This window comes from Fibrobacter sp. UWB10 (assembly GCF_900182935.1).
GTDB lineage: Bacteria > Fibrobacterota > Fibrobacteria > Fibrobacterales > Fibrobacteraceae > Fibrobacter > Fibrobacter succinogenes_O.
This window is the reverse complement of sequence record NZ_FXUE01000001.1, coordinates 1,013,600-1,035,609: the sequence shown is the minus strand read 5'-3', so window position 1 is coordinate 1,035,609 and position 22,010 is coordinate 1,013,600. Positions and strand designations below refer to the sequence as shown.

The following is a 22,010-nucleotide window of genomic DNA, read 5'->3' as shown; positions in this document are numbered from 1 at the left end:
AACCAAACCAAAAGCCAGTTTGCAACTAAATGCAGACTGGCTTTTTTTTAAAGATACTATCTTTGTAGCGTATGGCATTAGACACTTCGAAATCGTATCCGTTGCTCCCTCTGAGGGATGCTGTTGTATTTCCGCACACGACCCGCCGCATTTTGGTCGGCAGGGATATTTCTTTGCGCGCACTTGAATACGCTGAATCGCACGATGGACAGATTATTCTTTCGGCTCAAAAGAATATTGAACAGGAAGAAATTGAAAACCCGATGCTCGACCTTTACTCGGTGGGCATTCTGGCGCATGTAAGCAATGTGACTCCCTTCCCGAACGGTTGCGTGAAGGTGGTGCTCGATGGCGACTGCGTGGTGGACTTGCGTTCCATTACCACCAAGGACAACTTCTTGATGGTGACTGTTTCGGCACACAAGCCTGCGATTACAAATTCCGACAAGAGCCCGCGCTTTGAAACGGTGCTCACGCAGTTCAAGGAATACTCGCTGCACAGGAACATTTCTGAAGGCATGGTAGACGCCCTGTTTACCATGGATAGCCAGATTAACGCTTTTTATGGCATGATTCCGTTCTTGCAGATTTCGATGGACGAACGCCAGCGTTTGCTCGAAATCGGTGAAATCGATGAGCTTGCCGAACGCCTGATTGAAATTATGCAGGTGGCTGCCGATACCGACACCATGATGGTCAAGGTGCAGCAGAACGTGCGCCAGAAGATGGCCCAGCAGCAGAAGGAATGGTTTATTTCGGAACAGATTCGCCAGTTGCAAGATGAGCTCGATGGCGAAAATGGAAATTCATCTGAACCGGATCAGCTGCTCAAGAAAATCAAGGCGAAAAAGTTCTCGGCCGCTATTCAAGAAAAGCTTGAAGATGAAATTGGTCGCATGAAGCTGATGCAGCCGACGTCTCCGGAATATGCCGTGAGCCGTAACTATTTGGACTGGTTCCTGACGCTCCCGTATGGCGAATACACCGACACCGTGCTCAACATGAAAAAGGTGAAGAGCGAACTCGATTCCAAGCACTTTGGCCTCGACAAGGTCAAGGAACGCATTATGGAATACGTGGCGGTCTTGAAACTGACGGGTACTGAACGCCGTGCTCCGATTCTTTGCTTGGTTGGTCCTCCGGGTGTGGGTAAGACGACGCTTGTGGAATCGATTGCGAATGCCATGCAGCGTAACTTTGTGCGCATTACCCTGGGTGGCGTGCGTGACGAAGCTGAAATTCGTGGCCACCGCCGCACTTACATTGGTGCTATGCCGGGTCGCTTTATCCAGGCGCTTCGCCGTGCCAAGTGCATGAACCCGATTATCTTGCTCGACGAAATCGACAAGATGGCAAGCGACTTCCGCGGTGACCCCGCCAGCGCCATGCTCGAAGTTTTGGACCCCGAACAGAACCATGACTTTACCGACCACTTTATGGAAGTGGGCCTCGACCTTAGTCGCGTGCTGTTTATTGCGACGGCAAACAACGAAGCCGAAATCCCCGAAGCTTTGCGCGACCGTTTGGAAATGGTGCGCCTGCCCGGTTATTATCCGCACGAAAAGTTGCAGATTGCAAGCAAGTACTTGGTGCCGCGCATTTGCGAACGCACCGGTATCGAAAACGGCAAGGATGTCGCTTTTGAAGATGGCATTATTTCGAAGGTAATTCGCGAATGGACGCGTGAAGCGGGCGTGCGCGAACTGGAACGTACTCTTGAAAACGTAGTGCGTCACCGTGCAAAAGACAAGGTGATGGGCAAGAAGTACACGACCGAAGTGACGGAAAAGACTTTGCAGGATTACCTGGGCGCTCCACGTTACCTCGACAACCAGCTGCCTGCTGCAGGCCGCCCGGGTGTTATCGTTGGCCTTGCATGGACAAGTGTCGGTGGCGAAATCTTGCCGATTGAATGCATGCTCTTGCCTGGCAAGGGTACGCTTTTGATGACGGGTAAGCTCGGCGACGTGATGAAGGAATCGGCACAGATAGCACTCAGCCTTGTGCGCGAACGCCTGAGCCGCTTTGGTATCGATCCGAATATCGTGAAAAAGACAGACATCCATATTCACGTGCCCGAAGGCGCTGTGCCCAAGGATGGCCCCTCTGCCGGTATTGCCCTCACGCTTTGCTTGCTCTCTGCATTTACCAAGCAGCCTGTCTCGCCTGAAATTGCATTCACTGGCGAAGTGAGCTTGACGGGTGCATGCCTTGCAATTGGTGGTTTGAACGAAAAGGCGCTTGCAGCCCTCCAGGCCGGCGTAAAGACCTTGCGACTCCCGGCGCAGAACCAGAAGGACGTGAACGAACTTCCGGCGCCTGCAAAGAAAGGCCTCAAGATTTTCACGCACAAGCACATTGACGAAATTATCAAGGTGCTGTTCAAGGAAACGAAAACAGACTCTGCGAAAAAAGAAAAGAAGTAATGGAATTCACACTTGATGAAATGCGTGAGCACCTTGCTGCTCTCGAAGCAAGGATTGCCGAAGCCTGCAAGATTGCGGGCCGTAGCCGCGACTCGGTAAAGCTTGTTTGGGTGAGCAAGTTCCACCCAGCAGAAGCTGTGGAGAATGCGATTGCGCTCGGTGCCACCGATTTCGGTGAAAACCGCGTGCAAGAAGCCGAACTCAAGTTCTCTGAGCCGCGAACTGCAAAAGATGGCAGTCGCGTGCGTTGCCACGTGATTGGTCCTGTACAAAGTAACAAGCTCAAGAAAGCGGCGATTGTTGCCGACTGTATTCATTCCATCGCAAGCATCGAAGCGGTTGAAAAGCTCGAAAAAGTCTGCGCTGCCCAAAACAAGATTTTGGACATTCTCTTTCAGATTAACGCTGGTGAAGAAGAAACCAAGAGCGGGCTCGATGTGCACGAAGCCGAGGCTTTCCTTGCTGACTTGGAATCGCGCGGTGCCGCATATCCGCACTTGCGTTTCCGTGGGCTCATGACCATCGGCAAGAATACCGGTGTTGCCGAAGATAGCCGTGAATGCTTTGCATTCCTCCGTAATCTGCAGCAAAAGTTCTTGGCCAAGGGCGGTGTATTCGCCAACTTTGACCAGCTTTCAATGGGTATGACCGGTGACTTGGAAGTCGCCATTGAAGAAGGTTCCACCATGATTCGCGTGGGAACGGCCCTTTTCGGCGAACGCGACTATTCCAAGCCGGTAAACGACCCTGTTTAGCGTTTAAATAGTCATTTTTACGCTATTATTAGTCATTCTCATACTCTTTTTTGTCATGCCCGACTTGCTCGGGCATCTTTTTTTTATATACATTTCTAACTAAGAAAACAGAAAGGAGTAAAATATGACTATTGGGATTATTGCCGGCATTGTCGTGGTGGTGCTGATCGCCTGGTTCATCGGAATGTATAACGGACTGGTGAAACTCCGCAATAACCGCGAAAATGCATTTGCAAACATCGATGTGCAACTCAAGCAGCGTTTTGATTTGGTGCCTCAGTTGGTGAGTACGGTCAAGGGTTATGCCACTCACGAAAAAGAGACGCTTGATAAGGTGACCTCGGCCCGTGCCGCTGCTATGAATGCAACGACCGTTGATGAAAAGGTTCAGGCTGACAAGGCTCTTTCTGGTGCGCTTGCCGGGCTCCGCATTTCGCTTGAAGCTTACCCTGAACTTAAGGCCAACCAGAACTTCTTGCAGTTGCAGAACGAACTTGCCGATATCGAAAACAAGCTCTCTGCCGCACGCCGCTTCTTTAACTCGACGACTCGCGAACTCAACAACGCTTGCGAAGTATTCCCGAGCAACATTGTAGCAGGCATGTTCGGCTTCAAGCGTGCACCCATGTACGAAGCTACCGAAGGCCGCGAAACGCTCAACAAAGCTCCCGAAATAAAGTTCTAAGGCAGTGGGGCGCAAACGCCTTCAATGAAATACGTAGGCCTTCAAACCCAGATTTGGCGGAACAACCGCAACAGTGTTTTGCTGTTGTGCATGTTCCCCCTTATTATTTTGGGAATGGTCTTTGCGACAATCGTCATTATGGATTATTTTGGGGCGCTCTGCCCCCTGATGCAGGGTGGTTGTCCTGCTGACCATACGACGCACATGAAATACGGCCTAATGCATTGGCCCGAAGTGTGGGATGCCTTTTGGACTGTGCTCCCGTATACACTCCAGATTGTAGGTGTGTGGTTCATTATCGCTTATTGCGCAAATACCGCTATTATTCGCCATACGACGCATGCCAAGCCTCTTGAACGCAAAGATAACCTGCGCGTCTATAATATTGTCGAAAACCTCTGCATTGCGGGCGGCATCGAAATGCCGCAAATCAACATTGTGGAGGACTCTGGCCTGAACGCATTCGCGAGCGGCATTGACGTGCCCTCGTTTACCATTACGCTCACGACCGGCCTTATTGAAAAACTGAATGACGCTGAACTTTCTGCTGTTGTGGGCCACGAACTCACGCATATCAAGAACCGTGACACGCGACTCATGGTCGTGTGCATTGTGTTCGTGGGCATTTTTGCGACCCTTCAGACGATTTCTATAAAGCTGCTTTCGGCAATGCTCCGTGGAGCGGGTCGGCGTCCGCGCAACAGACGTGGTGGGGGCAATGGCGGCGGAGTCATTATCATCTTTATTCTGATGCTGGTTATTATTTGGAGTACTGTCGGTTATATCTTTAGCTGGTTTACGCGTCTTGCAATCTCTCGCACCCGCGAATACGTGGCCGATGCCGGCGGTGCTGAACTCTGTGGCGACCCTTGGGCGCTAGCCTCTGCCTTGCAGAAGATTTCAGATGAACCGGGCCTTGATAGCGTTCGCCGTAGCGACGTGGCACAGCTCTACATTATTCACCCCGACGAAGAATTTGACAACAACATGAAACTCAAGGGCTGGATTGCCAAAGCAAACATCATGTTCTGCACCCATCCCGACACACCAGAGAGAATTCGGCTGTTGAAGCAGTTCTAAGGGAATTGCTTTTTATTTCTGATTATTCTTCTCTCGCTTAATCTGCTTAAGCTGCGCAAGTCTTTCGCCGAGTTGCTTTTCCTTGCCGTAGGGCTTGGGCTGGTAAATCTCGGTGCCTTCGAGTTGCTTGGGCAGGTGTTCTTGAGCGGAGTAAGCGCCGGGGCTGTCGTGATCGTACTGGTAGTCGATTCCGTAGCCCAATTTTTCGCCGACCTTCGTGACCGAATTGCGGAAGGCGCGTGGTACAGGGAGAGTGCCTGTCTGCTTCACGATTGAGTCGGCCTTCATTCCTGCGAGTTCCACGCTGTTGCTCTTGGGGGCAAGCGAAAGGTAAATCGCAAGTTCGTCGAGGGCGATCAGGCCTTCGGGAATTCCCATAAAGTCGTAGGCTTCGCGGGCGCTCGTAGCAAGTAACAAAGCGTTCGGGTCGGCGAGGCCGATATCTTCCATGCTCATGCGCATGAGTCTGCGCAGAATGAATCGCGGGTCTTCGCCACCTTGCAGCATACGGTGCAGCCAATAGAGGGCGGCATCAGGGTCCGAACCGCGAACGGACTTATGCAAGGCAGAAATTAAATTGTAATGCTCTTCGCCGCCTTTGTCGTAGCGCAGGGGCTTCTTGTATTGAAATTCTTCGAGGAGTTTTTCGTCGATGACTTTCTTGTCGCCTAGATTCTTGCCTATCCATTCAATCTGATTCAGCAGGAATCGTGCGTCACCGTCGGACTGAGCTATGAGTTTATCGACGACGGCGTCTTCGACTTCAACATCCTTCAGCTGCAAGCCACGAGGATGATCGCGCAAGGCGCTGAAAATCAGCGTGCGCAAGTCGTCTTTACTTAAGGGCGCAAAAAGAATCAGCTGGCAGCGGCTAAGTAAAGCGCTGTTGACCTCAAACCCCGGGTTTTCGGTGGTGGCGCCTATAAGCGTCACCGTGCCGTCTTCGACGGCACCCAACAGCGCATCCTGCTGGCCCTTGTTAAAGCGGTGGATTTCGTCGATAAAAAGAATCGTGTCCTTGAACATGCCCTTCATTCTGCGGGCATCTGCTAAGACTTCCTTGACTTCTTTGACGCCACTGGCCACAGCCGACAGGGCGACAAACGCTTTCTTGGTATGTTGGCGAATCACGTGGGCGAGGCTCGTCTTTCCGCAGCCCGGAGGGCCCCAAAAGATCATGCTCGGCACGCTGTCGTTTTCGAGACTCTTGCGCAACAAGCTCTGCTCGCCCAGAATCTTGTTCTGGCCTAAAAACTCATCTAAGTTTCTGGGGCGTAATCTTTCGGCGAGCGGCTGATCCATAATCCAAATGCTTTATTTTTGTGTACAAATGTATACTATTTTGAAAATCCTGTCAAGCCTTTTGGGGCCGCTACAACAAGATTTCCCAAAAAAATATAATTTTGTTATGGGTGTTTTGGGTTCACCAAAACTTGAAGATAAGGGGGACGATTTATGGGGACCTTTTTTAAGCAGATTTCGCTTTCTACTTTAGTAGCAGCTTTTTTGATTGCATGTGGAGATGATTCTGTCAGTAATCAGAAGGAAGATGCTCAAGACGAATTAGAATCGTCTAGTTCTGAAAATGTTGTTGAGTCATCAAGTTCAATCTCAAAAAAGACATCTTCGTCAAGTAGCGTTGAAGAACTTGGCTCTTCATCTAGCTTAAAAGAGGTTGATCCTGACGAAGATCTCGGCGTTATTGATTCCGTTTCTAGTGTCGGCGTTTCTGGTGTTGTTGATTTGGATAGCTATACCAGTGTCCAAAAGGTCAAAATGGTGGAGTTGGATTCCGCTGATGACTATGGTGAAACGGAAAATGTTTTCTCGGCAGAAATTGGCGAGGACGGCGCTTATGAATTCAAGAATGTCAACTTGATTCAGTCTTTTGTTCAAGTCTCCGCTGAAGTAACCTTTACAAATCTTTTCGATGGAAAGTCTAATCCGATTACATTCTCTGCCTTAGGGGATGTTTCCTCGAATGAAAAGTTCAACTTGGGTCTCTTGACGACTCTTGAAACGGAACGTGCTCTTGTACTTTTGGCAGGGAAGGACAAGCTTTCTTTTGAAGCTGCAAAGAGCAAGGCTGCTGAAGATGTGTGGAATATGTTCCACTTGGATGCTATTGATTTTGACCAAACCGAGACGATTGATCTTTCTAAGGCTAGTAAGTCTGGGACTGCTCTTGTGGCGGCAACGCTCTTGTTGCAGATTACTGCTGGTTCTGCTTTATTCGATGATTACGATTTTGTAGGAACGTTTAAGGCTATAGTTGCCGATGTCGCAAAGGATGGTAAGTGGGACGACGAAGAGACTCGGATTAAAGCTGCCGATAATGCTCTTGGATTGAAAATATCTGGTGGTTATGATCTCACTTGCGAATACGTCAAAGAACGTTTCCCTAAGAATAAAGACTTTGATAAGTTCCTCACGAACTTCACCATGAAGGAATTGGAATTCCCGGAATGCGATGGCAGTTCTGCGGGGGAAATATTCTTTGTCAAGAATAAGGCTAGTCGTTTTTATGCAGAGTCGTATAACGATCTGAAACATTCACTTTACCGCTTTATCTGTAATGAAAAGGATGGATGGGTGCTCATCCCGGATAGCTTGAAGGACTTCATTGGTGATACAATACCCGCCGAAGATGGCGAAGTCCGTCGTGGTGCGTACTCGGGCAATTTCTTTACGTACGATGGTGCAAAGAAGGAATGGCGTGAGGCGACAGCTCTTGAAAAAGACCGTTATTTTGTCTTGGAGTCTGATGCAAAGGAATTTGTGGATATCCAGGATGTCTATGAAAGTATCAAGGACGATGAACGCGTCATCTTTGTGATCCGCCATGCCGAACGTGGTGACGATACGAGCAAGGGTGGGACGCTTACGGATAATGGCAAAAAACAGTCCGAAGAACTTGGCGCTCGACTCACGAAGTTCAGCGAGGACTTTGTCCTTGGTGCTTCTGAATTCTTGCGCGCCCATCAGACGGTGGAATCGATTGCGAAGGGGCGTGGGCAGTCTTACGACAAGCGCGATACGATTCCGCAGCTGAACGATGATTGGTATGCCAAGAATAATGAGGCTCTCGAAAAGGCGAAGAGCGAGTGTGGCGGTGGCTGGGAAGTGACTTCTAAGTACGCCTACACGGGTGCTTATTCGACGGGTGATAATGCCGCATACTACAATCTCGCCGAACGTTCCGTGGAGCTTATCGAGGATGTTCTTCTCAAGAAGTACCCGACAGAAAAGTTCGTCCTTTTGAGTTCACATGACAAGGTGATGGTTCCGCTTGTGGCTTATTGTTCAAACTTGCAGATTGAACTTAAGAAATATGATGGCGGCAAGTGGATTAACAACCTAGCAGGCGTTGCGATTATCATTGACAAGAAGGGAAATCGCCGCTATGTCGCGGTTCGCGGTCTCAAGTCTGGGTATGCGAACTAGATGGAAGTATCATACAGAAATAGCCGCGATTTCTCGCGGCTATTTCCTCTTTAACCACCAAACTTCTTTTACTTACCGCACTGGTCGTAAGAACCGAACTTGTCTACGGTAAATCCGCCATCGTAGGGGAATCGGAGCTGAACCTGAGAAACTACTCCAATGACATCTTCGATCTTTTCATCGGATTCTTCGTCGATATTCTGGAAGGCGTCCCAAGAAACCTTGCCCCAAACCATATCGTCGGAGTACGGCACTTCGGCGTACCAGTATTTGTGTGCCGCAGAGTCCGTGACAATCGTGATTCTGATTTCGCTATCCGCCTCGTAGTGGATGCAGAAACCATTCCAGGCGCTAATGTCGGCTGGTTCCAAGTTCGAGCTCACGGTGTTGAGGCTAATCGTTGCAATATTGTTGTCATCTTCGTCAGATTTCACGTATCCAGTAAACTTGTGATACTTGCTTACCAAGGACGCAATGACGTATCCGTTATCGTCAGTTTTAAGATTTTTGGGGAACCCGAAGGTATATCTATCCGTTTCTTCGGGAGAATTGGTCCAAACTCCGCCAGCCGTTGCACCGGAAATGCCGAGGTCCACATGGTCGCCGTCAACGGAGCCGTCCCACAAGAAGCTTGTTCCCGACTTGTAGTTAGAAGACTGCGTCGGCGTCACTACCTTTAATTCGCCAGATTCCTTGACAGAAAGATTTTCCGGTACCAAGGCGCTGATTCGCCTGATTTCGACAGCCGTTCCAGCCTTGTTTTCTTTTGCGAATTTCACGCGGATCTTTGCCAAATGCTTCAGGATATCGTCGGAACCATCCAGAACGTCTGCGAATACCACACAGTTCTTTTCCATGTCGTAGTTCTTCGCAAAGGTCATTGTCTTGACATCGTTTTCAAGGGTACCTGCCGAGGAATCTCCGGGAACGAGTTCCATGACGATATCCATCTGCGAATCGTATTCCAGACACATGCCTTTCCACAGGTTAGACACGTTTGCCGTGTAAATAAAGTCCTTGTCGTTTTTAGTGGTTTTGCCTGCGACAAGGAATTCAAAACCGACATCCGGATTGGGACTGGAACCCTCGAAGACAACGTTGCCATCAATGCCTTCATTGTTATCGATTTTTTCGTCCAGTTCCGTATCATCGTGGGGGTAACCCCATTCGAAATAGGCTTCGGAAGAATCTCCAAAGAAAGTCAATTGGCCCGAGGTTCCTTCATCGCCTTTAGCAAAACCAGTCTCTACATGAGCGCCATCTGATTTGCCAAACCACAAGTCCGAGCGAACATACGGAGTCAGTCGCTGAATGCTGAATTCACCCGACGAACCCGATGCACCCACAAAGACCAACTGCACGGAACGCACCTTCGTGGCGAATTTAGAACCGTCCTTGTCGTCCGAATCCTTCGTCCTAAAGTCTTTCCAGCTAGCGCAATGGCTTTCGTTGCCACCATCCTTCATGCTCAAGCTGACATAGGGCACGTCCTTGTCCACAGAAGAGCTGGCGTAGTCTTCCGTATCGAGGCGGACTTCTACGTCAAAATCAGACTGGTATGCAATGCAAAGGCCGTCGTTACCCACAGAAAGATCTGCAGGAGAACCATCCGAGTTGGAAACGTCGTAGGCAATGCCTGCGCGGGCAAGGCCGTTTGCGCCGGATTTTTCCAGCGAAACGCGACCGAGTAGTGCTTTCTTGGTGTTTTCCAACTGAATGTCGGAACCCTTCATGACTTTCCATGCTACAAGATTGGATGATTCATCCCAGAATGCGTTCCTCTCTTCGGTGGTACCGAAGTTTTGGGCGGTACTGGAATCTGAACAGGCCGTCAATGCGAGGGCACCCAACAACCCACAGCATAAAACGTTTGTCTTTATGTAATTATTCATATACTCCTCGCTATTTTTTTTGTGTATTCTTTGACAATGGGAACATTTGCAAGTTTAAGCGGTAAACTTGACACGGTTCCTTACTCGTGTTGGCGATAGCCACAATTTTTCTGCGGCAGGATTCTAGTTCCCGCACAATTTGTTCATAGGTTTCTCGGTCGATTCCCATGGTCACGCCGGAAACATCGCGTTCATTGGTGTCGAACTCGTCGATAGCCTTCTGTCCAAAGCCGGCCATTTCGCGGAGCATGGAGCGCACTACTAGGGGCATCACTTCGGAATTGCCGACCAATGCTTTGTCTGTCTGTACATAGACGTTTTTCGACTTGCGCTGTAATATTCCGACGCTCACCATAAAGTCTAGTGACTTGCGAACTTCTTCTGCTGTAACCGGCTGCCAGCACATCTCGGCGACTGCTTCGGGGGTGGCGCCTGGCATCATGGTCGCCAGTTCACGCAGGACTGGATTTTTCCAAGATTCAAAATACGTGAAGGCGTCGGCATCGACCACTCGAATCTTGTTCGCTTTCGCGATATCCTTCATGCTTGCGAAGGCGTTCTTTTTTGTTTCGTCATCCTTGGCTTGGTTGTACCGCACCAGATAGCGAAAATAATTGTATTCGAAGCCCCCCAGATTCATGGCCGTGGCGACTCTTTCGATCCCCAGTTCGCTGAGGCTGCTTTTCCCTTCGCACACAAGCTTCAAGTACGTTGGCGATGTGAAGCCCGCCAAGCGGGCAAACTCTCGCCAAGTGAACGAACCCGTCCTCTTGCGTTCATCGTAAAAGTCCTGCATGCAGCAGCGATAATCACGATATTCAGTTATTGGTTTCATAGATTCTCCTAACACGGGTGAATTACCCCCGCATTTTGAATATAGATAATTTTGTATCATCAAACAAGTTTTTAATGATACAAAATAAAAAAAGTCAAAATTATGATACCTGCGTCACATATTGGCGCCTTATCGAGCCAAATCCTATAAAAGAAATACGACCGGACAAAAAGCCGGTCGTTCTGTATGCAGTATCGAGAAAAGTCTATGCTTCTACGAATTCGAACTTGCTGAAGCTGCTCGGTAGTTCGCGGGTGGGTCTGCCGTTTTTCAGCATGCAGTGGAGCGAGGTCCCGAGGGTGCAGAGCTTGCCGTCTACGTATAGTTTGTATTCAAACCGCACCTTGAGGCCTTCGCGGTACATAGTGGTTTCGATGTCTACGAATTCGCCATAGCGGGTCGGCTGCTTGAACTTGATATTGAGTTCAAGTACTGGGGCTCCGAAGCCTTCAGCTTCCATGTCTGCGTAACTTGCACCTGCGGTGCGGAAGTATTCGGTGCGGGCTTGTTCGAACCATACTGCGTAAACGGAGTGGTGGACAATGCCCATTTGGTCGGTCTCTGCGTAGCGGACTTCAATTCTTGCGGTGTGTTTATATGTACAAATTTCCATGCCCTAAATATAAAAACTCATTTGGTTAACTTGTTGCCAATTTCGCAAAAAAAAGACTATATTGTACAACGACCAATAAGGAGAAATTATGAAATATGTTTTGGGTGCTTTGCTCTTGCCATTTGTATTTGCAGCTTGTACAACGGAAGAATCTGGATGGCTAGAACGCTCCGATGACTATGGCACGCCCTTGCACGAACGTCATTTGAAAAAGGGCTCCAACGCATCATTTGATTGCTATGTGTATTCTCAGGGTGATCATGTGACTTTGGAAATGATTTATGACTTGGCGATGTATGACGCCAACCTGAATGTGATATACGATGTCGAAGCGGGAGATCCTTCGTATTACTATGTCGATGTCATGATGACAGGCGTTTTTCAGGGTGAGTCACAAGATGCTTGTGAAAGTATACAGGAGTCTATAGAAGGTATAGAAACGTCTTGTTCTAACTCTCGTGTTAGAGGCAAGGCGGAACTTGGTTCTGTGAACGAATTCTCGAAATCGCTGATGCTTGGCAACATGGTCCCGAGTTTTAAGAGCCAGTGCGACGACTTTTATGATACCTATAAGGATATGATGTCCGAAATACCCGGGAAATGGATCTATGGCAATGCTGAATCTAGCGAACCGGCCCTGAGTTGCGATGTCAATCTTACTGCCGATACCGTTATTATGACTGCGGTATTTCCAACGAAGGCCATGTCCATGCTAGTTATGAAATATGACTTTGCTGGTGTGCCAACAGGATCGTTCTATATAGCAGAAGCCTATACCGGAGTGTCTTTGGATACGCTTGCGAATGTTTGCAGCGCTTATCGTCGAGAATCCGACGTTTCTGGCGTGTATTGTGATGGCTCGACTATAACCTATTTGGTCCCCGAAACGCAGGATGGTAAGACCTTGACCCTGGAAGATATGGCCGTGTACCTGAAAAAGGACGTTTGCGCGGGCTTTTTGGACGGGTCTCTCGGTATGGAAGACTTGTGGTATTAATCAATTTATAACTAATTGTGGTTGAATAATTTAGACCCCTTTTCCGCCGAAAAGGGGTTCTTTTTTGACTTTTTAAAACTATTCACAATTTATTCACACTCTTTTATCTATGATGTAGACAGGTTTCTTGAAAAAAATGAAAAATTTTTGCTTTTTTTGACGTTTTTCGTTGACAAGTCGGGTTAAATCTTATTAAATTTGGCACACTTCTATGTTCAGTAATGAATTTAGACAGTGCCAAAGTAGCTCAGCTGGTAGAGCAGCTGATTTGTAATCAGCCGGTCGTAGGTTCGATTCCTATCTTTGGCTTAGACATAATGGGTCGTTGCCCGAGTGGTTAAAGGGGACGGACTGTAAATCCGTTGGCTTACGCCTACCGTGGTTCGAAACCACGACGGCCCACGATAAAAAGCCTGCTGAAGCAGAGAGCGCTTCAGCAGGCTATTAAGCCCAGGTAGCTCAGTGGTAGAGCACTTCCTTGGTAAGGAAGAGGTCTCGGGTCCGACTCCCGATCTGGGCTCTCACTAATTGGAGATAGAATCATGGCAAAAGAACATTTTGACAGAAGCAAGCCGCACTGCAACATCGGCACCATCGGCCACGTTGACCACGGCAAAACCACTCTGACCGCCGCAATCTGCACGACTCTCGCTGCACGCGGTCTCGCCGCCGCCAAGCGTTTCGACGAAATCGACAACGCTCCCGAAGAAAAGGCCCGCGGTATCACGATCAACACCTCCCACGTGGAATACACCACTGCAAACCGTCACTACGCTCACGTCGACTGCCCGGGGCACGCCGACTACGTCAAGAACATGGTGACCGGTGCTGCCCAGATGGACGGCGCTATCCTCGTTGTTGCAGCTACCGACGGCCCGATGCCGCAGACCCGTGAACACATCCTCCTCGCTCACCAGGTGGGCGTGCCGAAGATCGTCGTGTTCATGAACAAGGTCGACATGGTGGACGACGAAGAACTCCTCGACCTCGTGGAAATGGAAGTTCGTGACCTTCTGTCCAAGTACGAATTTGACGGCGACAACACCCCGATCATCCGCGGTTCCGCCCTCAAGGCCCTCGAAGGCGACCCTGCCTACCAGGACAAGATCATGGAACTCATGGACGCCTGCGACACCTACATCCCGCTTCCGGCCCGTGAAACCGAAAAGCCGTTCCTGATGCCGATCGAAGACGTGTTCACCATCACTGGTCGTGGCACTGTCGCTACCGGTCGTATCGAACGCGGCGTTGTTCACCTGAACGACAAGGTCGAACGCGTTGGTCTCGGCGAAACCGCCGAATACGTGGTTACCGGCGTTGAAATGTTCCGCAAGCTCCTCGACGACGCCCAGGCTGGCGACAACGTCGGTTTGCTCCTCCGCGGCGCAGAAAAGAAGGACATCAGCCGCGGCCAGGTGCTCGCAGCTCCGAAGTCCGTGACTCCGCACGCCGAATTCAAGGCAGAAATCTACGTCCTCACGAAGGACGAAGGTGGCCGCCACACTCCGTTCATGAACGGCTACCGTCCTCAGTTCTACTTCCGCACCACCGACGTGACTGGCACGATCCAGCTGCCGGAAGGTGTTGAAATGGTGACTCCGGGTGACACCGTGACCATTCACGTGAACCTGATCGCCCCGGTGGCAATGGAAAAGCAGCTCCGCTTCGCAATCCGCGAAGGTGGCCGTACCGTTGGCGCTGGCTCCGTAACCGAAATCATCAAGTAATCGGATAATAAAATGCCCAGAGAACTCATCACGCTCGAATGCACCGAATGCAATCAGCGCAACTATGACTGCGACAAGAACAAGCGTCTTCACCCCTCCCGCGTGGAGTACAAGAAGTACTGCCCGTTCTGCCGCAAGCATACTGTTCACAAGGAAACCAAGTAAGGAAGTCCGAATAGGTCGGTAGCTCAATTGGTAGAGTCACGGTCTCCAAAACCGTTGGTTGGGGGTTCGAGTCCCTCCCGACCTGCTCACTTCCTGGAGTCATTATGCGCAAGATCCAGCAATATGTCAAGGAATCCATCGAGGAACTGAAGAAAGTTACTTGGCCTACTTGGGAAGAACTTAAGGGTTCGACTTTGGTAGTGATGCTCTTTAGCGTCATTATGGGTCTGTACATTGCCGGACTCGACGTTGGTTTCTCTTGGATCATTGACAAGATTATGGGAAGAGGTTAACTAGTATGCTTTGGTATGCCATTCACACCTTTTCCGGTCAAGAAAATAACATTAAGAAACGTATCGAGCAGATGATTGAACGCGAAGGCGTTCAGGAAAAGTTCGGCCGTATCATTGTTCCGACCCGCGAAGTGGTTTCCACCGTTCGCGGTCGTCGTCATGTATCGGTGCAGAACGCAATGCCCACTTACGTTTTCATCGAAATGGTGCTGGACGAGCTCACCCAGCATTTGGTGATGAACATCAATGGCGTCACCCATTTCTTAGGAATGACACCCACCAAGAGGGTGGCTATTCCTTTACAACAGAGCGAGGTCGATCGTCTTCTTGGAGTTGATCCTAGTGGCTCCGCGGAAGGCGAGATCCAAAATCCGTACACAATTGGCGAAAATGTCCGCATCAAGGAAGGTCCTTTCAAGGACTTTGTGGGCGTCGTAGACGAAATCATGGAAGACAAGACCAAGATCAAGGTCATGGTGACTGTCTTCGGTCGTTCTACGCCTGTCGAACTTTCCTACAACCAGGTTGAGTCCGACATCGCTTAAGACTACGGTTTTGAAACGGAGATAACACAGTGGCAAAGAAAATCACAGGTTATATTAAGCTCCAGATTCCTGCAGGCGCCGCAAACCCGGCTCCTCCGGTGGGTCCCGCCCTTGGTCAGAAGGGTGTGAACATCATGGAATTCTGCAAGCAGTTCAACGCTAAGACCCAGAACGACAAGGGCATGATTATCCCGGTCGTTATCACGGTCTATGCCGATAAGAGCTTTACCTTCATCACGAAGGTATCGCCGGTTCCGGCCCTCATCAAGAAGGCTGCCGGCATTGAAAGCGGCTCTGGCGAACCCAACCGTAAGAAAGTTGGTAAGCTCACCAAGGCCCAGGTCCAGGATATCGCCCAAAAGAAGATGCCGGATCTAAACACAATCGACCTCGAAGCCGCTATGCGCATGGTCGCGGGTACTGCTCGCTCCATGGGCGTTGAAGTGGTTGACTGAGGCAGGTAATTCACCGTTACGTATCTGACAGGAAACACCATGTTCAGAGGAAAAAAATACAAGAAGATTGCTGAAAGCATCGACCGTAACAAGGCTTACGATCTTGCCGAAGCAGTCCAAATCCTTAAAAAGTCCGAATTGAAGTTCGACCAGACGGTCGAAATCCACTTCAATCTCGGTGTGGACCCAAAACATTCCGACCAAGTGGTTCGTGGCACTGTCGTGCTGCCGCATGGTACCGGTCGTCAGGTCCGCGTCTTGGTTTTCTGCAAGGACAATAATCTTGAAGTTGCAAAGAACGCAGGCGCAGACTACGCTGGTGGTGCTGACTTGGTTCAGAAGATTCAGGAAGGCTGGCTGGACTTTGATTCCGTCGTTGCTACTCCCGACATGATGCCGGTGATTAGTAAGGTCGCTAAGGTCCTCGGTCCTCGCGGTTTGATGCCTTCTCCGAAGGCCGGCACGGTTACGGTTAACGTGGCCCAGACGGTTAAGGAACTCAAGGCTGGTAAGATTCAGTACCGCGTTGACAAGGGCGCCAACGTCCATGCCCCCGTAGGCAAGCTCTCCTTCGGCGTCGAACAGCTGGTTGAAAACACCAAGGCTGTGATCGATTCCGTCGTCAAGAACAAGCCTCAATCTTCTAAGGGCACCTACATTAAGAGCCTTACGTTGTCTGCAACGATGGCTCCGGGCATCAAACTTGATATGGCACTGACGCGATAGGAGACACCATGAAAGCTGTAGTTAAAAAACAACAGACTGTGGACGCGCTCGTCGAGTCCTTCAATGGCGCTACCGCCGTTTATCTGCTCAATTATCAAGGCATGACCGTAGAAAAGGACAATGCCCTTCGCAAGGCACTCGCATCTAAGGGTGTGAAGTACCACGCTGTGAAGAACACTCTTCTCAAGCGCGTGCTCGCTGCTCTTAAGGTCGAAGGTCTCGACGATTTGCTGACCGGCGCAACTTCTGTGATGGTCGGCTTCGAAGAAGATCCGCTTCTGCCTGCTCGCGAAATTGAAGCATTCCACAAAGCAAACCCCGATTTCTTGGTTGCCAAGAGCGTGTACCTTGATGGCAAGGCGATGCCTGGCTCCGAAGTCGTGAACCTCTCCAAGATCCCGGATCGTAAGGGTATGATCGCTCAGATCGTCTCCATCGCTCTCGGACCTGGCTCCACGATCGCCGGTCAAATCAAGACACTCCAGGAAAAGCTGGAAAAAGAATCGGGCTCCGAAGCTGCTCCCGAAGCCGCTGCGGAAGCTTAACAACAAACCACAAACCAAAAAATTTAAACGGAATAATCGGAGAAACACATCATGGCAACTGATATCAAGGCACTGGGCGATCAAATCGTTGGTCTTACCCTTCTCGAAGCCAAGGCTTTGGCTGACTACCTTAAAGAAACCCACGGCATCGAAGCTGCTGCCGGTGGCGCCGTCGTAATGGCCGCCGCTGCTGCCGCTCCTGCTGAAGAAAAGACTGAATTCGACGTGATCCTCGTCGAATGCGGCGCTAAGAAGATGGACGTCCTCAAGGCCGTTCGCGCTATCACCGGTCTGGGCCTCAAGGAAGCTAAGGACCTGGTCGAAAAGGCCAACAGCGTGGTTAAGGAAGCAATGCCGAAGGCCGACGCTGAAAAGCTCAAGAAGGACCTGGAAGATCTCGGAGCAAAGGTCGCTCTGAAGTAATGCTTTCACTTCATTGACTTATTATATGCCAACTGCCTGCACTATATGTGCGGGCTTTTGGTGTATAATGTTTGTCAATATTTTTTGCTATTTTTAGATAAAAAAGCTCTTCACCGGATGAGGTATTTCAAATGACCACGGAGCGAAAAAGCTATTCCTCCAATAAGTTCCAGCTGGAACTCCCGTACCTGATCGAAGTCCAGAAGGCTTCGTACGAGCAATTCCTCCAGAAGGAAATCTCGCCAGAAAAACGTCTCAAGGTAGGGCTGGAACGCGTGTTCCAGGATATTTTCCCGATCACTGACGTCAAGGGTCTTTATTCCCTTAATTATGAAGGTTATTATTTCGGTATCCCGAAGTACAGCATCCCCGAATGCCGTGAGCGTGGTCTCACGTATTCCATGGAGCTTTACGCCACTCTTTCTCTTCAGATTTTCGAAGAAGATGGCGAAGACCGCAAGCTCAAGGAAGAAGTCAAGAACGACGTCCTTATTTGCGAACTCCCGATCATGACTGAAAACGGTACGTTCATCGTCAATGGCGCTGAACGCGTTGTCGTTTCCCAGTTGCACCGTTCTTACGGTATTAGCTTTGACGAAGAACTCCAGCCGAGCGGCCGTTCCGACTATAAGAGCCGTATTATTCCGCACCGCGGCGCTTGGGTTGAATTCAATACCGAAGGCGACACCCTTTATCTCATTATCGACCGCAAGAAGAAGCTCGCTGCTACGACCATGCTCCGCTGCATCGGTTTCGAAACGACTCAGGAAATCTTGAAGCTCTTCTACAAGAAGACCGAAGAAGTTTCTGTTAGCGACCTCTCCAAGGAATTTGACGAAAATGGCGTTTGCGTTCTCATCGACCGCATCATTTTCGAAGACGTGATCGACAAGGATTCTGGCGAAGTGATCGTCCACGCTAACGACGTGATCGACGAAAAGAAGCTCGAATGCCTCATCGAAAACAAGGTGGAAACGGTTGTGCTCCTCTCCAAGGACGAAGACAACCTCCTCATCCACTACACCCTCGCTGCCGACAAGTCCAAGTCTCGCGAAGACGCCCTCAAGGCTATCTACTCCGTGACTCACCAGCAGCAGGACGAAGCTCCGGATATGCGCACTGCCGAACTTTACTTCGACAGCCAGTTCATTTCCGACCCGCACAAGTACGATCTCGGCGAAGTTGGCCGTTATCGCTTGAACGCTAAGATTTACAGCAAGCCCGAAATCTTGAAGGTCCTCGAAGAACAGGGCGAAGAATTCAAGATTCCGTCTCTCACCACGATGACTATGAGCAAGGCAGACTTCCTTGCTATCATCGAATACATGGTTGGCCTCTACAGCGATACCGAAGGTTACACCCTCGACGATATCGACCACTTGGGCAACCGTCGTACCCGTTCCGTGGGCGAACTCCTTGCTAACCAGATTTCCGTGGGCCTCTCTCGTATGTCTCGCGTTATCCGCGAGAACCTGAACCTCCACGGCGAAGACGAACAGACCACTCCGCGCGACCTCGTGAATACCCGTATGGTCAGCTCCACGGTGCAGTCCTTCTTCGGTTCTTCTCAGCTTTCCCAGTTCATGGACCAGATGAACCCGCTTTCTGAATTGACTCACAAGCGTCGTCTCTCTGCTCTTGGTCCTGGTGGTCTTTCCCGCGAACGCGCAGGCTTCGAAGTCCGTGACGTGCACTACACGCACTACGGCCGTCTCTGCCCGATCGAAACTCCGGAAGGCCCGAACATCGGTCTTATCAACTCCCTCGCATCTTTCGCCGTGGTGAACCACTTCGGCTTTATCGAAACCCCGTACCGTATTGTGGGTCTCATTGACTTCAAGGATGCCAAGGGCAACATTGTGAAGATTCCGGAAGCCAAGTGGCACTTCGGTATCTTCAAGGCTTTCGTGCATGACCCGCACCTCTTCCTGGAACTCGAACTTTCCAAGAAGCAGATCGATTCCGTGCGCATGAACCTCGACATCAAGCAGCGCGACCTCTTCGAAGGTTTCGTGAACAAGGTGTTTGCGTTCAAGGATGCCGAAGGCAACGTGACTTACTACCGTAACGGTTTCACCGTTGATGACTTCAACGGCAAGGCCGACTACGAACAGGTTGGCACTGTGGTCGAACAGATCGTTTCTGACTACATCACCTTCCTCACCGCCGACGAAGAAGACGCATTCAAGGTGGCTCCGGCTTCTACCGAACTCACCGAAGACAACCGCTTCAAGGGCGACATGGACGGCTACGTGATCGTTCGCGACAAGAGCGAATATCCGCACCTCATGCGTCAGGACAGCTTCGAACTCGACGACACCGAAACCGAACGTATCGACCTCATGGACGTGGCCCCGATGCAGATCGTGTCTGTGGCTGCTGGTCTTATTCCGTTCCTTGAACACGATGACGCTAACCGTGCATTGATGGGTTCTAACATGCAGCGCCAGGCTGTGCCTCTGCTCCGCGCCGAAGCTCCGGTCGTGGGTACGGGTCTCGAACGCCGCGCCGCTCTCGACTCGGGTACGGTCGTCCGTGCAAAGCACGACGGTAAGGTGACCTTCGTTGACGCTCGCAACATCACCGTGCAGCGTGGCAACATGGTCGACGGCAACTTCGTGCCGCTCACCGGTCTCGGCGAAGACTACGAATTCCTCGGCAAGGATCCGATTGACAACTACGTTCTGCGCAAGTTTGAACGTTCCAACCAGGATTCCTGCATCAACCAGAAGCCTATCGTGGATGTGGGCGACTTCGTCAAGGCTGGCGATGTGCTCGCAGACGGTGTGTCTACCGACCACGGCGAACTGGCTCTCGGTAAGAACATCTTGATCGGCTTCCTCCCCTGGAACGGTTACAACTACGAAGACGCCGTTATCATTTCGGAAGAACTCGCCATCAAGGATACCTTTACTTCTATCCATATCGAAGAATACGAATTGGAAGTCCGCGACACCAAGCGCGGTCCGGAAGAACTCACTCGTGAAATTCCGAACGTCGGCGAAGATGCTCTCCGCAACCTCGACGAAAACGGCGTGATCCGCGTGGGTGCCGAAGTTTCCGCTGACGATATCCTCGTCGGTAAGGTGACGCCGAAGGGCGAAACCGAACTCTCTCCGGAAGAACGTTTGCTCCGCGCTATCTTTGGCGAAAAGGCCGGCGATGTGCGCGATTCTTCTCTGAAGGCTCCTCCGGGAATGAAGGGCGTCGTGCTCGAAACCCGTATCTTCAGCAAGAAGGACAAGGCCGACAAGAACAGCAAGGAAAAGGATCAGGAAACGATCAACGAAATCCGTTCCAACTTCCAGGCTCAGATCGACAAGATCAAGGCTTCTTGCTCCGAACACTTGTTCGAACTCTTGGGCGGCAAGGCTGCCGGTAAGGTCATGGACAACGAAACCCATGAACTCCTTATTCGCGAAGGCCAGACTTATACTGAACAGAACCTCTCCGTCATCGACGTGACGAAGGTTTCTCCGGCTTCCACTTTCGTGGTCGGCGACGACGAACTCCAGGAAAAGGTTCTTTCGCTCGTGCTCGTTGCACGCGACAACCTGGATACGCTTACCCGTACCATGGAAAAGGAAATCGACAAGGTTACTAAGGGTGACGAACTCAAGCCGGGTGTCCTCAAGAGCGTGAAGGTCTACATCGCCAAGAAGCGTTGCCTCTCTATCGGTGACAAGATGGCAGGTCGTCACGGTAACAAGGGTGTGGTCTCCAAGATCGTGCCTGTTGAAGACATGCCGTTCACCGAAGACGGTCGTCCGCTCCAGATTCTTCTGAACCCGCTGGGCGTGCCTTCTCGTATGAACATCGGTCAGGTGCTCGAAGTCCACTTGGGCTGGGCTGCCAAGACCCTCGGTTTCAAGGTTTCCACTCCGGTGTTCGACGGTGCCAAGTTCGAAGACATCTGCAAGGAACTCGAAAAGGCTTACCAGAAGAACCCGATCGTGAACTACGAAATGGATCCGGACAACAACAAGATTATCGGTAAGGCCAAGCTCTATGACGGCCGTACCGGTGAAGCATTCTTGAACCCGGTTACTATCGGTTACATGTACTACCTGAAGCTCGGTCACTTGGTGGACGACAAGATCCACGCCCGTTCTATCGGTAGCTACGCGCTCGTGACGCAGCAGCCTCTTGGCGGTAAGAGCCAGTTCGGTGGTCAGCGCTTCGGTGAAATGGAAGTGTGGGCTATGGAAGCTTACGGTGCCGCTTACACGCTGCAGGAACTCCTCACCGTCAAGTCTGACGACGTGCAGGGCCGTTCTAAGGTGTACGACGCTATCGTGCACGGTCAGAACACTCCGAAGCCGGGTGTTCCTGAATCCTTCAACGTTATGATCCGCGAAGTTCGTTCTTTGGGTCTCAATATTCAGACCAATGGAGATAAGTAAT

Annotated in this window: 19 protein-coding genes and 4 tRNA genes; 19 read left to right on the top strand and 4 right to left on the bottom strand. The window is 50.6% G+C overall.

The genetic code is table 11. The features are described 5' to 3' along the window. Positions 1 to 71 precede the first annotated feature (71 nt). The 4 genes from lon (at position 72) to QOL41_RS04305 (ending at position 4,946) form a co-directional block, all read left to right on the top strand. A complete protein-coding gene (gene lon / locus QOL41_RS04320; protein ID WP_173654683.1) occupies positions 72 to 2,426 on the top strand; it encodes an endopeptidase La in 2,355 nt (784 codons plus the stop codon). Beyond that, positions 2,426 to 3,181 carry a YggS family pyridoxal phosphate-dependent enzyme gene (locus QOL41_RS04315; RefSeq protein WP_283428788.1) on the top strand — a complete coding sequence of 252 codons (756 nt, stop codon included), beginning with the start codon at positions 2,426 to 2,428 and terminating at the stop codon, positions 3,179 to 3,181. Before lon ends, QOL41_RS04315 begins: the two co-directional genes overlap by 1 nt. Before the next feature lie 124 nt (positions 3,182 to 3,305). Beyond that, the gene (locus tag QOL41_RS04310; RefSeq protein WP_283428787.1) at positions 3,306 to 3,866 is read left to right on the top strand and encodes a LemA family protein; all 561 of its coding nucleotides are present in this window, start codon (positions 3,306 to 3,308) and stop codon (positions 3,864 to 3,866) included. Between the two features lie 24 nt (positions 3,867 to 3,890). Beyond that, complete coding sequence (locus QOL41_RS04305) at positions 3,891 to 4,946, top strand: M48 family metallopeptidase (protein ID WP_349362388.1); 1,056 nt, start codon at positions 3,891 to 3,893, stop codon at positions 4,944 to 4,946. 12 nt (positions 4,947 to 4,958) lie between these two features. On the opposite strand, the gene QOL41_RS04300 is transcribed toward QOL41_RS04305, so the two are convergent. After that, on the bottom strand, positions 4,959 to 6,248 hold the full coding sequence (locus QOL41_RS04300; RefSeq protein ID WP_283428785.1) for a replication-associated recombination protein A: 1,290 nt from the start codon (positions 6,246 to 6,248) through the stop codon (positions 4,959 to 4,961). Between the two features lie 153 nt (positions 6,249 to 6,401). Here QOL41_RS04300 and QOL41_RS04295 point away from each other — a divergent pair, with 153 nt between their 5' ends. After that, the gene (locus tag QOL41_RS04295; RefSeq protein ID WP_283428784.1) at positions 6,402 to 8,390 is read left to right on the top strand and encodes a histidine phosphatase family protein; all 1,989 of its coding nucleotides are present in this window, start codon (positions 6,402 to 6,404) and stop codon (positions 8,388 to 8,390) included. A 68-nt stretch (positions 8,391 to 8,458) separates the two neighbouring features. Here the strand turns inward: QOL41_RS04295 and QOL41_RS04290 are convergent, their stop codons facing one another. From QOL41_RS04290 to QOL41_RS04280, 3 genes are all read right to left on the bottom strand, one after another. Continuing rightward, a complete protein-coding gene (locus QOL41_RS04290) occupies positions 8,459 to 10,282 on the bottom strand; it encodes a hypothetical protein (protein WP_283428783.1) in 1,824 nt (607 codons plus the stop codon). A 10-nt stretch (positions 10,283 to 10,292) separates the two neighbouring features. After that, complete coding sequence (locus QOL41_RS04285) at positions 10,293 to 11,117, bottom strand: TIGR02147 family protein (RefSeq protein ID WP_283428782.1); 825 nt, start codon at positions 11,115 to 11,117, stop codon at positions 10,293 to 10,295. A gap of 205 nt (positions 11,118 to 11,322) precedes the next feature. Beyond that, positions 11,323 to 11,730 (bottom strand): acyl-CoA thioesterase, encoded by a 408-nt coding sequence (locus QOL41_RS04280; RefSeq protein ID WP_173654678.1) that lies wholly within the window; start codon positions 11,728 to 11,730, stop codon positions 11,323 to 11,325. An 88-nt stretch (positions 11,731 to 11,818) separates the two neighbouring features. On the opposite strand from QOL41_RS04280, the gene QOL41_RS04275 reads away from it, so the two are divergent. From QOL41_RS04275 to rpoB, 14 genes are all read left to right on the top strand, one after another. Next, complete coding sequence (locus tag QOL41_RS04275) at positions 11,819 to 12,727, top strand: hypothetical protein (protein WP_283428781.1); 909 nt, start codon at positions 11,819 to 11,821, stop codon at positions 12,725 to 12,727. Positions 12,728 to 12,963: 236 nt separating this feature from the next. After that, positions 12,964 to 13,036, top strand: a tRNA-Thr gene (locus QOL41_RS04270). A gap of 10 nt (positions 13,037 to 13,046) precedes the next feature. Further along, positions 13,047 to 13,129 (top strand) — tRNA-Tyr (locus tag QOL41_RS04265). 46 nt (positions 13,130 to 13,175) lie between these two features. After that, a tRNA-Thr gene (locus QOL41_RS04260) sits at positions 13,176 to 13,247 on the top strand. Between the two features lie 22 nt (positions 13,248 to 13,269). Next, complete coding sequence (gene tuf, locus QOL41_RS04255) at positions 13,270 to 14,454, top strand: elongation factor Tu (protein ID WP_072981006.1); 1,185 nt, start codon at positions 13,270 to 13,272, stop codon at positions 14,452 to 14,454. A 12-nt stretch (positions 14,455 to 14,466) separates the two neighbouring features. Then, the gene (gene rpmG / locus QOL41_RS04250) at positions 14,467 to 14,619 is read left to right on the top strand and encodes a 50S ribosomal protein L33 (RefSeq protein WP_072801172.1); all 153 of its coding nucleotides are present in this window, start codon (positions 14,467 to 14,469) and stop codon (positions 14,617 to 14,619) included. A gap of 12 nt (positions 14,620 to 14,631) precedes the next feature. Further along, positions 14,632 to 14,704 (top strand) — tRNA-Trp (locus QOL41_RS04245). A gap of 19 nt (positions 14,705 to 14,723) precedes the next feature. After that, positions 14,724 to 14,912, top strand: a complete 189-nt coding sequence (secE, locus tag QOL41_RS04240) for a preprotein translocase subunit SecE (RefSeq protein ID WP_072980610.1) — start codon at positions 14,724 to 14,726, stop codon at positions 14,910 to 14,912. A gap of 5 nt (positions 14,913 to 14,917) precedes the next feature. After that, the gene (nusG, locus tag QOL41_RS04235; RefSeq protein ID WP_073322889.1) at positions 14,918 to 15,457 is read left to right on the top strand and encodes a transcription termination/antitermination protein NusG; all 540 of its coding nucleotides are present in this window, start codon (positions 14,918 to 14,920) and stop codon (positions 15,455 to 15,457) included. A 29-nt stretch (positions 15,458 to 15,486) separates the two neighbouring features. Continuing rightward, positions 15,487 to 15,912: a 50S ribosomal protein L11 gene (gene rplK / locus QOL41_RS04230; RefSeq protein ID WP_072801175.1), complete on the top strand. Its 426-nt coding sequence runs from the start codon at positions 15,487 to 15,489 to the stop codon at positions 15,910 to 15,912. A gap of 39 nt (positions 15,913 to 15,951) precedes the next feature. Beyond that, entirely contained in the window at positions 15,952 to 16,638 is a 687-nt protein-coding gene (gene rplA / locus QOL41_RS04225) for a 50S ribosomal protein L1 (RefSeq protein WP_072801176.1), read from the top strand. An 8-nt stretch (positions 16,639 to 16,646) separates the two neighbouring features. Next, positions 16,647 to 17,183: a 50S ribosomal protein L10 gene (rplJ, locus tag QOL41_RS04220; RefSeq protein ID WP_072980604.1), complete on the top strand. Its 537-nt coding sequence runs from the start codon at positions 16,647 to 16,649 to the stop codon at positions 17,181 to 17,183. Positions 17,184 to 17,234: 51 nt separating this feature from the next. Continuing rightward, positions 17,235 to 17,606 carry a 50S ribosomal protein L7/L12 gene (gene rplL / locus QOL41_RS04215; protein WP_072980602.1) on the top strand — a complete coding sequence of 124 codons (372 nt, stop codon included), beginning with the start codon at positions 17,235 to 17,237 and terminating at the stop codon, positions 17,604 to 17,606. A gap of 131 nt (positions 17,607 to 17,737) precedes the next feature. Beyond that, complete coding sequence (rpoB, locus tag QOL41_RS04210; protein WP_283428780.1) at positions 17,738 to 22,009, top strand: DNA-directed RNA polymerase subunit beta; 4,272 nt, start codon at positions 17,738 to 17,740, stop codon at positions 22,007 to 22,009. Position 22,010 lies beyond the last annotated feature (1 nt).

What these genes read in the sequence shown, in the direction of transcription:
- lon (WP_173654683.1), top strand. Translation starts at nt 72, where the DNA reads ATGGCATTAGACACTTCGAAATCGTATCCGTTGCTCCCTCTGAGGGAT.
- QOL41_RS04315 (WP_283428788.1), top strand. Translation starts at nt 2,426, where the DNA reads ATGGAATTCACACTTGATGAAATGCGTGAGCACCTTGCTGCTCTCGAA.
- QOL41_RS04310 (WP_283428787.1), top strand. Translation starts at nt 3,306, where the DNA reads ATGACTATTGGGATTATTGCCGGCATTGTCGTGGTGGTGCTGATCGCC.
- QOL41_RS04305 (WP_349362388.1), top strand. Translation starts at nt 3,891, where the DNA reads ATGAAATACGTAGGCCTTCAAACCCAGATTTGGCGGAACAACCGCAAC.
- QOL41_RS04300 (WP_283428785.1), bottom strand. Translation starts at nt 6,248, where the DNA reads ATGGATCAGCCGCTCGCCGAAAGATTACGCCCCAGAAACTTAGATGAG.
- QOL41_RS04295 (WP_283428784.1), top strand. Translation starts at nt 6,402, where the DNA reads ATGGGGACCTTTTTTAAGCAGATTTCGCTTTCTACTTTAGTAGCAGCT.
- QOL41_RS04290 (WP_283428783.1), bottom strand. Translation starts at nt 10,282, where the DNA reads ATGAATAATTACATAAAGACAAACGTTTTATGCTGTGGGTTGTTGGGT.
- QOL41_RS04285 (WP_283428782.1), bottom strand. Translation starts at nt 11,117, where the DNA reads ATGAAACCAATAACTGAATATCGTGATTATCGCTGCTGCATGCAGGAC.
- QOL41_RS04280 (WP_173654678.1), bottom strand. Translation starts at nt 11,730, where the DNA reads ATGGAAATTTGTACATATAAACACACCGCAAGAATTGAAGTCCGCTAC.
- QOL41_RS04275 (WP_283428781.1), top strand. Translation starts at nt 11,819, where the DNA reads ATGAAATATGTTTTGGGTGCTTTGCTCTTGCCATTTGTATTTGCAGCT.
- tuf (WP_072981006.1), top strand. Translation starts at nt 13,270, where the DNA reads ATGGCAAAAGAACATTTTGACAGAAGCAAGCCGCACTGCAACATCGGC.
- rpmG (WP_072801172.1), top strand. Translation starts at nt 14,467, where the DNA reads ATGCCCAGAGAACTCATCACGCTCGAATGCACCGAATGCAATCAGCGC.
- secE (WP_072980610.1), top strand. Translation starts at nt 14,724, where the DNA reads ATGCGCAAGATCCAGCAATATGTCAAGGAATCCATCGAGGAACTGAAG.
- nusG (WP_073322889.1), top strand. Translation starts at nt 14,918, where the DNA reads ATGCTTTGGTATGCCATTCACACCTTTTCCGGTCAAGAAAATAACATT.
- rplA (WP_072801176.1), top strand. Translation starts at nt 15,952, where the DNA reads ATGTTCAGAGGAAAAAAATACAAGAAGATTGCTGAAAGCATCGACCGT.
- rplJ (WP_072980604.1), top strand. Translation starts at nt 16,647, where the DNA reads ATGAAAGCTGTAGTTAAAAAACAACAGACTGTGGACGCGCTCGTCGAG.
- rplL (WP_072980602.1), top strand. Translation starts at nt 17,235, where the DNA reads ATGGCAACTGATATCAAGGCACTGGGCGATCAAATCGTTGGTCTTACC.
- rpoB (WP_283428780.1), top strand. Translation starts at nt 17,738, where the DNA reads ATGACCACGGAGCGAAAAAGCTATTCCTCCAATAAGTTCCAGCTGGAA.